Genomic DNA, 13,744 nt, shown 5'->3' with positions numbered 1-13,744 from the left:
ATGCTCAGGATCGTCCATGCTCCGAATTGATATTGCCGAACGCCATAACTGGAAAGACCTGGCTCATGAGCTGGGTTTTCATTTTCATACCATCGATGGCGAACCCTACTGGAAGGAAGACGCTTACTACCAGTTCACCCTGGAGCAGGTGGAGCGTGATATCGAAGCCCCCACGGAAGCGCTGCACGAGATGTGCATGGAACTGGTGGACCGGGTATGTAACTCCAATGCCCTGATGCAGCGTCTGGCCCTGCCGGAGTTCATGTGGGACAGCATTCACGATTCGTGGAAGGCCGGCCAGCCACACCTTTACGGACGCATGGACTTCGCCTATTCCGGTGACGGGCCAGCCAAGTTGCTGGAGCTCAACTACGACACCCCCACGTCGCTTTACGAGGCGGGTTTCTTCCAGTGGGTATGGCTCGAGCAAGCCATCCAGCAGGGATTGCTCCCCCGCCACGCCGACCAGTACAACTCGATCCAGGAGCGCATGATCAACGCCATGGCTCATGTCGGCCGGGGGCTCGAGGACGCCACACTGCATTTCTCCTGCGTTAAGGACAACACCGAAGAGCGCGCCACGGTGCATTACCTGCAGGATATGGCGGTGCAGGCGGGCTTGAAGGCACCCTTCATCTTCATGGAGGATATCGGTTACCAGCCTGGGGGCGACTACTTCGTCGACCTGGATAACCAGCCGATTCGGGCGCTGTTCAAGCTCTATCCGTGGGAGGAGATGGCGGACGACGCCTTTGGCGAGCGGATCCCATTGATGCAGACCCATTGGTTCGAGCCGCCGTGGAAGGCGGTTCTCTCCAACAAGGGAATCCTGCCGCTGCTCTGGGAGCATTTCGAAGGGCATCCGAGCCTGCTGCCGGCTTTCTTCGAGACGTCAAACAGCGAGCCCATGGCGCCGGGCTGGGTGCGCAAGCCGTTCTTCTCCCGCGAGGGCAGCAACATCGAACTGATCACCGATGCCGGTGAGCGCGAAGCCGTGGGCGGCCCCTATACCGACAGCCCGTGGATTCGCCAGGCTTACCAGCCCATGCCCCGTTTCGGCGATCGCCATGCCCTGATCGGCAGCTGGGTGGTCGGTGATCGTGCCTGCGGCATGGGTGTGCGCGAGGATGTGGGCCGTATCACCAAGGACACCTCCTGCTTCGTTCCCCACGCGATCGTATGACGACGACACCGCTCTTTCTAATGACTATTGATAAGCGAGACCATGGCTGATCTCTACTGGTACCAATATCTTCTTATCGGTTTGATTTTTGCCTGGAGCGGTTTCGTCAGGACCAGCCTTGGCTTTGGCGGCGCCGTGCTGGCGCTGCCGTTCTTGCTGCTGGTGGTGAACGAGCCGCTGGTGTTTCTGCCCATCATCGCGGTGCATCTGCTGATTTTCTCCAGCTGGATCGCCTGGAGCGGGCATCGCCAATTGCAGAAAGAGGGCGCCGCCAGCTCGGACGAGAGCAATATCGATTGGGGCTATCTGTTCAAGGCCTTGAAGATAATGATCATTCCGAAGCTGATCGGCGTGGTGGGGTTGTTGACGCTGCCGGCTAACGTCATGACCAGCATCATCTTCGGTATCGTCATCATCTATGCCATCGGTTACGTGCTCAACAGGCCTTTCAAGAGCAAAAACAAGTACGTCGACTACGTGCTGCTTGCGCTGGGTGGGTACGTCAGCGGCACTTCGCTGATCGGCGCGCCATTGATCGTGGCCGTATTCGCCGCTCATGTGGCCAAGGAGCAACTGCGCGATACCATGTTCGTGCTGTGGTTCATCCTGGTGGTGATCAAGATGGTCTCGTTCCTGATCGCCGGCGTGGACCTGCAGTTGATCCATCACCTGTGGCTTCTGCCGTGCGCGTTCCTCGGTCATCTGCTGGGCGAACGAGCCCACCGCTATATGCTGAAAGCGGACACGGGACTGTTCTTCCGGGTATTGGGCGCGGTGCTGATTCTGGTCAGCGTCGTTGGGTTGATCCACCCACCGGCGTGACGCGGTGTGGGCGCATCGGTCGCGCCAGCGCTAAGCGGACCGTCATCCAAGGCTAAGCCTGCCGTAAGGAAAGCCCTCCAGCGCCAGCCAAAAGGGTATCCCTATTGTGGAGAACCTTTTCACCAGTCTCACCAGTGAGACAAAAGAAAAAAGAATAAGACATCATCGGGTGCTGACATATTGCCGACACATGAAAACCAACAAAAAAACGGCCACTTGCTGTGATAGCTAAGTGGCCGTTTTCAATAGTGTCCTTGGTCGGAATAGCAGGATTCGAACCTACGACCTCTGCCTCCCGAAGGCAGCGCTCTACCAAGCTGAGCTATATTCCGAGGTCTCGCCCAAGTGGTCGCCACTTGGTGGAAACGGATCATACGCATGCACCGCCAGTTTTTCAAGCCTCAAGCGGAGGATTTTGCGCTCAGGTGGTGCGCTTCACCGCAAGGTGGGCGAGCTCCGCCATGCTGTCGCGATAGGGGCTGGCGGGGAGAACGGCGAGCTGCTCCAGGGCCTTTTGCGCCATCTCTTCGGCGCGCCTGCGAGTGTATTCCAAGGCCCCGGTTTCGTTGACGATTTCCATTACCGCGTCGAGCTGCTCCAGGCCGCCCTGGCGTATTGCCTGGCGAATCAGCTTGGCCTGCTCTGGTGTGCCCTCGGCCATGGCGTGGATCAACGGCAGCGTCGGCTTGCCTTCGGCCAGGTCATCGCCCACGTTCTTGCCCATGGCCGTGGCGTCGCCCTGGTAATCGAGCAGATCGTCGATCAACTGGAAAGCCAGCCCCAGGTAGCGGCCGTAATGCTGCAGGGCGACTTCCTGTTCTGGTGTGGCTTCGGCCAGCACGGCGCCGCTGTGGGACGCGGCCTCGAACAGCATGGCGGTCTTGCCCTGGATGGTGGCGAAGTAGTCGGCTTCGCTGATATCCGGGTTGCCGACGTTGGTCAGCTGCTGGACTTCACCCTCGGCGATAATGCAGGTGGCGCCGGAGAGAATCGCCATGATGCGCATCGAGCCGACATCCACCATCATCTGGAACGATCGCGAATAGAGAAAGTCGCCGACCAGTACCGAAGGCGCGTTGCCCCAGGCGTCGTTGGCGGTCTTCTTGCCGCGGCGCATGTGCGACTCGTCGACCACGTCATCATGCAGGAGGGTCGAGGTGTGCATGAATTCGATCAACGTGGCCAGGGTGATGTGCTTTTCCCCGGTGTAACCCAGGGCGCGCGCGGCAAGCAGCACCAGAAGGGGACGCAGCCGTTTGCCACCACTTTCGATGATGTACTCGCCGATGGTGTTCACCAGCGGCACCTTGGACGCCAGTTGCGTGATGATGGTGCGATTGACGCTGGCAAAGTCTTCCGCCACCGCGGCGTGCAGCGGCGAGGGCGAAGGGCTGACTGGCGGTGAGGAAGGCGAGGCGTTGGCAGGCATGAATTCCATCGTCACGGTCAAGTGGGGGCGGCAAGCGCCGACCTTGGGTGGAGCCATGCTATGAGCCTCCCCGTGAAGCGTCAAGGTATGGTGGCCCGGTATTGACCGCGGCAGCAGGAGACGCGCTTATGACAAGCCCCGCGAGACGATACTTAAAAGACGATAGGGTTGTAGCCACGTCGCGATATCGCTATAATCCGCGACCCACTCATCATGCTCCCTGTCAGATGGTTGCCGAAAGGGGCGCCACTCGCCGCAGGCCGATCAAGAGCGAATGCCGATGAGCGCCGGAAAGCCCGGTAATCACACAGTCCCGGAGAGAGACATGTACGCAGTTATCAAGAGCGGCGGTAAGCAGTATCGCGTTCAGGAAGGTCAGACCCTCAAGCTCGAAAAGATCGAAGTCGCTACCGGCGAAACGATCGAGTTTGATGAAGTGCTGCTGGTTGCAGACGGCGATGACGTAAACGTTGGCGCGCCGCTGGTAAGCGGTGCCAAGGTTGCCGCTGAAGTCGTTTCCCACGGCCGTGGCGATAAAGTGACGATCATCAAGTTCCGTCGCCGCAAGCACAGCATGAAGCGCCAGGGCCACCGTCAGTGGTTCACAGAAGTCAAAATTACCGGAATTTCCGCGTAAGCGGCTAGATTCCCTTAGAGGAGGATTTTGCAATGGCACATAAGAAGGCAGCCGGCTCCACGCGTAACGGTCGCGATTCCGAATCCAAACGCCTTGGTGTGAAACTCTACGGTGGCCAGGCGGCGACTGCGGGCAACATCATCGTGCGTCAGCGTGGCACGCGTTTCCACGCCGGCACCGGCGTTGGCCTGGGCCGCGACCACACCTTGTTCGCGCTGAACGACGGCGTGATCAAGTTCGAGACCAAGGGTCCGAAAAACCGCAAGTTCGTTAGCGTCGTTTCTGCTTAAACGCTCGAACCTGTGACAAGAAAGGCCCCGCTCTGGCGGGGCCTTTTTGTCTGTTTTGTCCTTTTGTACCGGGGCGGCGGAAGCGGCCAGGAGAAAAAACCATGCAGTTCGTCGATGAAGCCTCGATTATTGTCGAGGCGGGAAAAGGCGGCAATGGCTGTCTGAGCTTTCGCCGTGAGAAATATGTACCCAAGGGCGGTCCCGACGGGGGCGATGGCGGTCACGGCGGCAGCGTTTATCTGATCGGGGATGACGCGCTCAATACCTTGATCGACTTCAAGTACCAACGCTTTTACAAGGCCGAGAACGGCCAGGGCGGCATGGGACGCCAGATGAGCGGCAAGGCGGGAGAAGACCTGCACGTCAAGGTGCCCGTCGGCACCACGGTGATCGACGAGGATACCCTGGAAGTGATCGCCGACGTCACCGAGATCGGCCAGGTAGTGCTGGTCGCCGATGGTGGCCGCCGGGGACTGGGTAACATTCACTTCAAGTCCTCGACCAACCGCGCGCCACGCCGGACCACGCCGGGCACCGAAGGCGACCGGCGCAACCTGCGCCTGGAAATGAAGGTCATGGCGGATGTCGGCCTGCTGGGCATGCCCAACGCCGGCAAGTCGACCCTGATCCGTTCGGTTTCCGCCGCCAAGCCCAAGGTCGCCAACTACCCCTTCACCACGCTGGTGCCCAACCTGGGGGTGGTCAAGCTCGGCCTGCACGAGCATTTCGTGATGGCCGATGTGCCGGGGTTGATCGAAGGCGCCTCCGATGGAGCCGGGTTGGGGTTACGCTTTCTCAAGCACCTGACCCGTACCCGCCTGCTGCTGCATGTGGTGGACGTGGCGCCGTTCGACGAGACAGACCCGGTCGAGGCCGCCGAGGCGATTATCCACGAGCTAGGGCAGTTCTCGCCGACCCTTGCCGAGCTGCCTCGCTGGCTGGTGCTCAACAAGCTCGACCTGATCGAAGCGACGGAGCGCCAGGCGGTCATCGATGAAATCGTCCAGCGCCTGGACTGGCAGGGGCCGGTGTTCCATATCTCGGCGATCAGCAATGAAGGTACCCAGGCCCTGGTGCAAGCCGTGCATCGCTGGCTGACCGAGCAGCAGCGCCTGGAGCATGAGGACGAAGAAGCACGGGCACGCGAGCAGGAAATGCGGGCGCGCATGGAAGAAGAAGCTGTAGCACGTACCGAAGCGCGTCTGGGTCGCCGGCGCAAGAAGGTCGATGAAGACGACGATGATGATTTCGATGACGACGATTATGATGTCGAGATCGAATACGCTCCCTAGGTGACACTGGCTGCGCTCGGCCATACGTCGTTAAACCTTGGCTCAAGATGCTCATTTGCAACAGCAAACTCCGCTCTTTCGTCAAGGGTTTGCCTAGTCTGGCCATCGCTCGCGCAGTGTCTCAAGTTAGGAGATTGCAGCTTTGAAGGGGAGTCGAGAGGTGAGCAAAGACCAGATTCTGGGCCGCGATGCGCTGAGCGGTGCGCGCCGTGTCGTTATCAAGATCGGCAGCGCGCTTTTGACCAACGACGGACGCGGGCTCGATGAAGCGGCGATCGGCGGCTGGGTCGACCAGATCGCCGAGCTGCACCGCCAAGGCGTTGAAGTTCTGCTGGTATCGTCCGGTGCCGTGGCCGCGGGTATGGTGCGCCTGGGTTGGCACACAAGGCCCGGCGCCGTGCATGAACTCCAGGCCGCCGCCGCGGTGGGGCAGAACGGCTTGACCCAGTGCTACGAGCAGCATTTTGCTCGCCACGGCCTGGTCACCGCTCAGGTGTTGCTGACCCACGATGACCTCTCCAACCGTAAGCGGTATCTCAATGCCCTCTCCGCCTTGCGCACCTTGGTGGGCCTGCGTGTGGTGCCGGTGATCAACGAAAACGACACCGTGGTGACCGATGAGATTCGCTTCGGCGACAACGATACTCTGGGCGCCCTGGTCGCCAACCTGCTCGAAGCGGATGCGCTGGTGATCCTGACCGACCAGGAGGGCCTGTTCGATGCCGATCCGCGCCACGACCCGCACGCCAAGCTGATCGCCGAAGGCGACGCCGATGACCCGGCGCTTGCCGCGGTGGCCGGTGGCGGCGGTGCGCTGGGGCGGGGCGGCATGAGTACCAAGGTGCAGGCGGCCAGGCTGGCGGCGCGTTCGGGGGCGGTCACGGTGATCGCCAGCGGCCGCCAGCCTGACGCTATCAACCGCATTATGGCAGGGGAAGCGCTGGGTACGCTGCTGCGTCCCGAGCAGGCGCCGATGGCGGCCCGCAAGCGGTGGCTGGCGGGGCAGCTGCAGAGTCGCGGTACGTTGACCCTGGATGCCGGGGCGGTCAAGGTATTGCGCAGCCAGGGCTCGAGCCTGCTTCCCGTCGGCGTCAAGGCGGTCAGCGGCGAGTTCCGCCGTGGCGACATGGTGCTTTGCGTGGATGAGCAGGGGGCCAGAGTAGCCAAGGGTCTGGTCAACTACGGCGCCGAGGAAGCCGGGCGTCTGCTGGGCCAGCCGAGCCATCAGATCGCCGCCATCCTGGGCTATGTCGAGGCGCCCGAGCTGATTCATCGCGACAATCTGGTGGTGTTGTAGTCGCCCTTGCATGCACCATCCAATGCTGGCAAGGGGAGAAAGCGCGTGATAGACTACGCCATCCTCTCAGACAATACCCGTGGACAGGCGGCCAAAAAGATGCGCCTGTTGCACCATTTGATTGACCGGCTACCTGAGTAGCAAGGTGTCGATCAGATTTCTCGGTTATTTATGGAAACGTCGCCAATGGCGGCTGTAGACAGTTAATCCGTTGTCGTAAGCGGCAACCTTTATTCTCCAAGGAGATACCCAGTGGCGAACAGCAAGCAAGCTCGCAAGCGCGCCCGCCAGGCCGAACAACGTCGCGTCCTGAAATCCAGCCAGCGCAGCATGGTCCGCACTTATATCAAGCGCGTGATCAAGGCGATCAACACCGGCGACCACGCCGCGGCAATGGCGGAGTTCAAGACCGCTCAGCCGGTGATCGACCGCATCGCTGACAAGGACGTGCTTTCTAAGAAGAAAGCCGCGCGCCTGAAAAGCCGCTTGAATAAGCGCATCAAGGCACTGGCGGCGTAAGCCGGCAGGCGCCACAAAAAACCGGCTGCGGCCGGTTTTTTTGTGTCTGGATGATGCCATGACAGCCACACCGACGATGTCGAAAACTTCCAAGCCCGAGCCCTCCTCGCCGCCACCACGGCGCGGCTTGATGAGCTCGGGGCTTGTAGTCAGTGCAATGACCATGCTTTCCCGGGTGATGGGGCTGGCCCGGGATGTGATCGTGGCCGCTTTTCTGGGGGCGGGGAGCGGGGCGGACGCCTTTTTCGTCGCCTTCAAGATTCCCAATTTCCTGCGTCGTCTGTTTGCCGAAGGTGCCTTCAATCAGGCGTTCGTGCCGGTGCTGTCGGAGTATTCGACCCAGCGCAGCAAGAAGGAGATTCAAGAGCTGCTGAATGCCGTGGCAGGCAGCTTGACGGCGGTACTGGCGCTGATTACCGCCGTGGCCATGCTGGGGGCGCCATGGCTTGTCTGGGTGTTCGCCCCGGGATTCGGCCGTGACCCGGAAAAGCTGGCGCTGACCGCCGACATGCTGCGGCTGACGTTTCCCTACCTGCTGCTGATTTCGCTGACCGCGTTTTCCGGCAGTGTACTCAATACCTGGAACCGTTTTGCCGTGCCGGCCTTCACTCCGGTGCTGCTGAATCTCTCCCTGATCGGCGCGGCGTTGCTGTTGATGCCATTGATGGAAGAGCCGGCCATGGCACTGGCATGGGGTGTGTTGATCGCCGGTGCGGCGCAACTGGCGTTCCAGGTGCCGTTTCTGATGCGCCTGGGCTTGATGCCCACGCCCTGGCCCAACTTCGCCCACGATGGGGTCAGGCGTATTCTCAAGCTGATGGCGCCGGCGCTGTTCGGCGTCTCGGTATCGCAGATCAATCTACTGCTCGATACCATTCTGGCGTCCCTGCTGACGGCGGGCAGTGTTTCCTGGCTGTACTACTCGGACCGCCTGGTGGAGCTTCCCCTGGGCGTATTCGGGGTGGCGATAGGGACCGTGATCCTGCCGGCGCTGTCAAAGCGTCACGCCTCGCAGTCCCGCGAGCATTTTGCCGCCATGCTCGATTGGGCGATTCGCATGGTCCTGCTGCTCGGCCTGCCGGCGGCGCTGGCCCTGGCCATTCTCGCCGAGCCGCTGTTGATCACGCTGTTCCACTATGGCGCCATGACCGAGCACGATATCAACATGGCCGCGATGAGCTTGCGCGCCTACTCCTTCGGGCTTGTGGCGTTCATGTTGATCAAGGTGCTGGCGCCGGGGTTCTTCGCCCGCCAGGATACCAAGACGCCGGTGAAGGTGGGGATTATCGCCATGGTCGCCAATATGGTCTTCAATCTGCTGCTTATCTGGCCCTTGGCGCATGCGGGCCTGGCCTTGGCGACCGCGCTCTCCGCCTTTCTCAATGCCGGCTTGCTGGCGTATCTACTGCGCAAGCAGGAGGTGCTGGTGTTCCAGCCGGGATGGCGTCGCTACGCCGTGCAGCTGCTGGGGGGGTGTACCATCATGGGACTGGCGCTGTGGTGGCTATCGCCGGGCTGGAACGAGTGGCTCGGCTGGGAGTTGTGGCAACGCATCGGCTGGATCAGCTTGCTGGTGGGCGTCGGTGCGGGCAGTTATTTCGCCTGGCTGGCAGCTTTCGGCCTGCGGTTGCGTCACTTCCGCATTGCCGGCTGAGCCTTTGTCGCCGTGGCGGCTGCCAGTCAGCGGGGACTTCGTTATAATCGGGGGTCTTTCGGGCCTACCTTAACCGGGCTTTAGGGGTTTCATGCGCGTCATTCGAGGATTGCACAATCTGCGTGAATCGCATCGCGGCTGCGTGGCCACCATCGGCAATTTCGATGGCGTCCATCGTGGCCATCAGGCGATCCTGCAGCAGTGTCGTGAACATGCGGCGCGCCTTGGTGTACCGCTGACGGTGGTGGTGTTCGAGCCGCAGCCTCGCGAATTCTTCGCCGGCGACCAGGCGCCGCCCCGGCTCAGCCGCCTGCGCGAAAAGGTTCGCCTGCTGATGACCCACGGCGCCGAGCAGGTCCTCTGCTTACCATTCAACGACGCCTTGCGCAGCCTGACGGCGCGGGAGTTCATCGATCAGGTATTGATCGAAGGCCTGGGCGTCAAGCACCTGGTGGTCGGCGACGATTTCCGCTTCGGCTGCGACCGGCGCGGGGATTTCACCCTGCTGGAAGCGGTAGGGCGTGAAGCGGGCTTCGGCGTGGAGCACACCCGTACCTTCACCCTGGATGATGAGCGCGTTTCCAGTAGCCGCGTGCGTACCATGCTCGCCAGCGGAAACTTCGAAGCGGCGGCGCGCCTGCTGGGCCGTCCTTATGCCGTGCAGGGGCGAGTGGTGCGCGACCAGCAACTGGGCCGCACCATCGGCGTGCCGACCGCCAACCTGCCGCTGCTGCCCCAGCCGCAGACGCTGCACGGGGTCTACGCCGTCGTGGCACAGTTGCCGGGAGACGAATGCTATAGCGGCGTGGCCAATGTCGGCTGGCGACCCACGGTGGGCTCGAAACGACCCACCCTCGAGGTGCATCTCTTCGATTTCGATGGGAATCTCTACGGCCAGCGGCTCAAGGTATATCCCTGCGCCAGGCTGCGGGGCGAGATAAAGTTCGACGATATCGAGGCGCTCAAGCAACAGATACACAAGGATCAGGCCCGGGCGCGGCGCTACCTGCAGGATTTTACCGGCGCGAATGACAAGGTTGGCGCGTGTCGCTCGCTTGACGGTTCTCTACCGCTGGCATCCGCACCGTTGGGGCGTGATGCGGTAGCGTCGTCCGGTACTATTTCTTCTGATTCCATTTCGACTGATTCTGGCTCTTCTTCTTCTGACTCTTCTTCGGCGGGACGCTCCGCCGATCATAACGACGGCTGACCGGACTATGGATTACAAGCACACGCTGAACCTGCCTGAAACCGATTTCCCCATGCGCGGCATGCTGCCCAAGCGTGAGCCGGGTCGCGTCTCCGAGTGGCAGGACAAGAACCTGTACCAGCGCCTGCGCGAAGAGCGTGCGGGAAAGCCGCTGTTCGTGCTGCACGATGGCCCTCCCTACGCCAACGGCAGCATTCATATCGGTCACGCCGTCAACAAGATTCTCAAGGACATCATCGTCAAGTCCAAGAACCTGGCCGGGTATGATGCGCCTTACGTACCGGGCTGGGACTGCCATGGGCTGCCGATCGAGCACAAGGTCGAAACCACCCACGGCAAGCACCTGGAGCCGGAAAAGGCGCGCGCCCTGTGCCGCGAGTATGCCGGGGCCCAGATCGAAACCCAGCTGGCCGATTTCGTGCGCCTGGGCATCATCGGCGATTGGGATCACCCGTATCGCACCATGGACTACGCCAACGAAGCCGGCGAGATCCGTGCTCTGGCCGACATGGTCGACGCCGGTTATGTCTTCAAGGGACTCAAGCCGGTGAATTGGTGCTTCGATTGCGGCTCCGCACTGGCCGAGGCCGAAGTGGAGTACCAGGACAAGAAGTCCGATGCCATCGATGTCGCCTTCCCGGTGGAAGACGCCGACAAGCTCGCCGCCGCCTTCGGCCTGGATACGCTTTCCAAGCCCGCCGCCGTGGTGATCTGGACCACCACACCATGGACGATTCCCGCCAACCAGGCGCTCAATGTGCATCCGGAGTTCAACTACGCTCTGGTGGACGTGGGCGAGCGCCTGCTGCTGCTGGCCGAAGATCTGGTCGAAAGCTGTCTGGAGCGTTTCGGCAAGCAGGGCGAGATCGTCGCGACCGCCAGGGGCGAGAGTCTGGATCTGATCCGCTTTCGCCATCCGTTCTATGACCGCCTCTCGCCGGTCTACCTGGCGGACTACGTGGAAGCGGAAGTGGGCAGCACCGGTATCGTTCATTCGGCGCCCGCCTACGGCATGGATGACTTCATCACCTGCCGCGAACACGGCATGAGTTTCGACGAGATCGAAAGCCCGGTGCAAGGCAACGGCGTGTATGTCGATAGTCTGCCGTTTTTCGGCGGCCAGATGATCTGGAAGGCCAATTCGCAGATCGTCGAGAAGTTGCAGGAAGTGGGCGCGCTGATGGCGCATATCCCCATCACCCATAGCTACATGCACTGCTGGCGGCACAAGACGCCGGTGATCTACCGCGCCACCGCGCAGTGGTTCGTAGGCATGGACGTGGCGGGAAAGGATGGCAAGACCCTGCGCGAACGGGCGCTTGCCGGTATCGAGGCGACGCACTTCACCCCCGCCTGGGGGCAGGCGCGCCTGCATTCGATGATCGCCAACCGTCCCGACTGGTGCATCTCGCGTCAGCGCAACTGGGGCGTGCCGATCCCCTTCTTCCTGCACAAGCAGACCGGTGAGCTGCATCCGCGCACCGTGGAGCTGATGGAAGACGTCGCCAAGCAGGTCGAGTCCGCGGGCATCGACGCCTGGTTCCGCCTCGATCCGGCGGAGCTTCTGGGCGCCGAAGCCGCCGATTTCGAGAAGGTCACCGATACTCTGGACGTGTGGTTCGACTCGGGCACCACGCATCGTCATGTGCTGCGCGGCTCGCACCCGCACGGCCATGAATCCGGCCCGCGTGCCGACCTTTACCTGGAAGGCTCCGACCAGCACCGGGGCTGGTTCCACTCGTCGCTGCTGACCGGCTCGGCGATCGACGGCCATCCGCCGTACCGTGGCCTGTTGACTCATGGCTTCACCGTGGATGCCCAGGGCCGCAAGATGTCCAAGTCGATGGGCAATGTGGTAGCGCCTCAGGAGGTAATGGACAAGCTGGGCGCCGACATCCTGCGCCTGTGGGTGGCCTCCACCGATTATTCCGGTGAAATGGCGGTGTCCGACGAGATCCTCAAGCGTACCGCCGATGTCTATCGTCGTATCCGCAATACGGCGCGATTCCTGCTTTCCAACCTCAACGGCTTCGATCCCGCGCGCGACCAGGTGGCCTTCGGCGACATGCTGGCGTTGGACCAGTGGGTCGTCGACCGTGCCATGCAGTTGCAGCAGCGTATCGAGAAGGCCTATGAGGAGTATCGCTTCCTCGATGTTTACCAGCAGGTTCACGGCTTCTGCGCCCGCGAGCTGGGCGGCTTCTACCTGGACGTGATCAAGGATCGCCAATACACCACCCAGAGCGACTCGCTGGCGCGCCGTAGTGCCCAGACCGCGCTCTATCAGGTGGTCGAGGCGCTGGCACGCTGGGTGGCGCCGATTCTGAGCTTCACCGCCGAAGAGATCTACGAGCATATCCCCGGCGAGCGCGGCGACAGTGTTCTGCTGGAAACCTACTATTCCGGCCTGGGCACCCTGGCGAATGATGCCGACATGGGCCGCGACTTCTGGGAGCAGGTGCTGGAAGTCAAGCAGGCGGTCAACAAGTGCCTGGAAGACGCCCGTAACGCCAAGGTGATCAAGGGCAGCCTGGCCGCCGAGGTGACGCTTTTCGTCGATACTCAGCTCAAGGCCACCTTGGCCAAGCTGGGCGAGGAGCTGCGCTTCGTGATGCTCACCAGCGAGGTACGGCTGGCGCCGCTGGAGCAGGGCGGCGATGCCGAAGCCACGGAACTGCAAGGCCTCAAAGTTGCCGTAACGGCAAGCCCGCACCACAAGTGCGAACGCTGCTGGCACCACCGCGAGGATGTGGGACGCCACGCCGACTATCCCGATCTATGCGGGCGTTGCGTGAGCAACCTGCCGGAAGGCGAAGGAGAGACGCGTCACTATGCCTAAGCAGGCTCAGGAGCCGGAAATCGCCCCGGCTCCCATGCATCAACCGCTGCGTTGGCTGTGGCTGGCGTTGGCGGTCGTCGTGCTGGACCTGGCCACGAAATACGCCGCGACCGCCATGTTGGATTATGCGCGCCCCGTTGAGGTGTTGCCGTTTTTCAACCTGACGCTGCTGCATAACACCGGGGCCGCATTTAGTTTTCTGGCGACGCATCCCGGTTGGCAGCGCTGGTTCTTCGCCCTGGTCGCCATCGGCGCCACCGTCGGCCTGACCGTCTGGATGAAACGGCTGAAGGCGGACGAGACATGGTTGGGTGCTTCGCTTGCGCTGATCATCGGGGGGGCATTGGGCAACCTGTACGACCGCCTGGTCCATGGCTATGTGGTGGATTTTCTCTCCTTCCATGTGGCCGGCTGGTACTACCCGGCGTTCAACGTGGCGGATATCGGTATTACCTTGGGCGCGATCGGCTTGATCTGGGAATCGATCTTCGGCGAGCGCCGGCGTAAACGAGCATTATCCTGACGACTACCGTGAGGGCGTTTCAACAGCGGCCTCGAAGGACTTTCATTCA

At 61.7% G+C, this 13,744-nt stretch carries 12 protein-coding genes and 1 tRNA gene; 11 read left to right on the top strand and 2 right to left on the bottom strand.

Going from position 1 to position 13,744, the window contains the following annotated elements; all coding sequences use genetic code 11:
- Nucleotides 1-16: 16 nt before the first annotated feature.
- Together R5M92_RS14010 and R5M92_RS14005 are read left to right on the top strand one after the other, a co-directional pair.
- Entirely contained in the window at nt 17-1,183 is a 1,167-nt protein-coding gene (locus R5M92_RS14010; protein ID WP_346796590.1) for a glutathionylspermidine synthase family protein, read from the top strand.
- Nucleotides 1,184-1,225: 42 nt separating this feature from the next.
- Nucleotides 1,226-2,005, top strand: a complete 780-nt coding sequence (locus tag R5M92_RS14005) for a sulfite exporter TauE/SafE family protein (RefSeq protein WP_346796589.1) — start codon at nt 1,226-1,228, stop codon at nt 2,003-2,005.
- A 255-nt stretch (nt 2,006-2,260) separates the two neighbouring features.
- Here R5M92_RS14005 and R5M92_RS14000 read toward each other — a convergent pair.
- A tRNA-Pro gene (locus R5M92_RS14000) sits at nt 2,261-2,337 on the bottom strand.
- A gap of 89 nt (nt 2,338-2,426) precedes the next feature.
- Complete coding sequence (ispB, locus tag R5M92_RS13995) at nt 2,427-3,434, bottom strand: octaprenyl diphosphate synthase (RefSeq protein ID WP_346799386.1); 1,008 nt, start codon at nt 3,432-3,434, stop codon at nt 2,427-2,429.
- Between the two features lie 325 nt (nt 3,435-3,759).
- Here ispB and rplU point away from each other — a divergent pair, with 325 nt between their 5' ends.
- The 9 genes from rplU (at nt 3,760) to lspA (ending at nt 13,695) form a co-directional block, all read left to right on the top strand.
- Entirely contained in the window at nt 3,760-4,071 is a 312-nt protein-coding gene (rplU, locus tag R5M92_RS13990; RefSeq protein WP_346796588.1) for a 50S ribosomal protein L21, read from the top strand.
- 32 nt (nt 4,072-4,103) lie between these two features.
- Complete coding sequence (gene rpmA, locus R5M92_RS13985) at nt 4,104-4,361, top strand: 50S ribosomal protein L27 (protein ID WP_346796587.1); 258 nt, start codon at nt 4,104-4,106, stop codon at nt 4,359-4,361.
- A 101-nt stretch (nt 4,362-4,462) separates the two neighbouring features.
- The gene (gene cgtA, locus R5M92_RS13980) at nt 4,463-5,653 is read left to right on the top strand and encodes an Obg family GTPase CgtA (RefSeq protein WP_346796585.1); all 1,191 of its coding nucleotides are present in this window, start codon (nt 4,463-4,465) and stop codon (nt 5,651-5,653) included.
- Nucleotides 5,654-5,813: 160 nt separating this feature from the next.
- On the top strand, nt 5,814-6,950 hold the full coding sequence (proB, locus tag R5M92_RS13975; protein ID WP_346796584.1) for a glutamate 5-kinase: 1,137 nt from the start codon (nt 5,814-5,816) through the stop codon (nt 6,948-6,950).
- 252 nt (nt 6,951-7,202) lie between these two features.
- A complete protein-coding gene (rpsT, locus tag R5M92_RS13970; RefSeq protein ID WP_346796583.1) occupies nt 7,203-7,469 on the top strand; it encodes a 30S ribosomal protein S20 in 267 nt (88 codons plus the stop codon).
- Nucleotides 7,470-7,527: 58 nt separating this feature from the next.
- Nucleotides 7,528-9,123, top strand: a complete 1,596-nt coding sequence (gene murJ / locus R5M92_RS13965) for a murein biosynthesis integral membrane protein MurJ (protein WP_417338957.1) — start codon at nt 7,528-7,530, stop codon at nt 9,121-9,123.
- Between the two features lie 91 nt (nt 9,124-9,214).
- Entirely contained in the window at nt 9,215-10,333 is a 1,119-nt protein-coding gene (gene ribF / locus R5M92_RS13960) for a bifunctional riboflavin kinase/FAD synthetase (protein WP_346796581.1), read from the top strand.
- A 7-nt stretch (nt 10,334-10,340) separates the two neighbouring features.
- Nucleotides 10,341-13,172: an isoleucine--tRNA ligase gene (gene ileS / locus R5M92_RS13955; protein WP_346796580.1), complete on the top strand. Its 2,832-nt coding sequence runs from the start codon at nt 10,341-10,343 to the stop codon at nt 13,170-13,172.
- On the top strand, nt 13,165-13,695 hold the full coding sequence (lspA, locus tag R5M92_RS13950; RefSeq protein WP_346796579.1) for a signal peptidase II: 531 nt from the start codon (nt 13,165-13,167) through the stop codon (nt 13,693-13,695). The genes ileS and lspA overlap by 8 nt, the downstream gene beginning before the upstream one ends.
- Nucleotides 13,696-13,744: the final 49 nt, after the last annotated feature.

Source organism: Halomonas sp. Bachu 37 (assembly GCF_039691755.1).
Classification (GTDB): domain Bacteria; phylum Pseudomonadota; class Gammaproteobacteria; order Pseudomonadales; family Halomonadaceae; genus Vreelandella; species Vreelandella kashgarensis.
The sequence above is the reverse complement of the archived record's forward strand: the minus strand, read 5'-3'. Positions and strand labels throughout refer to the sequence as shown.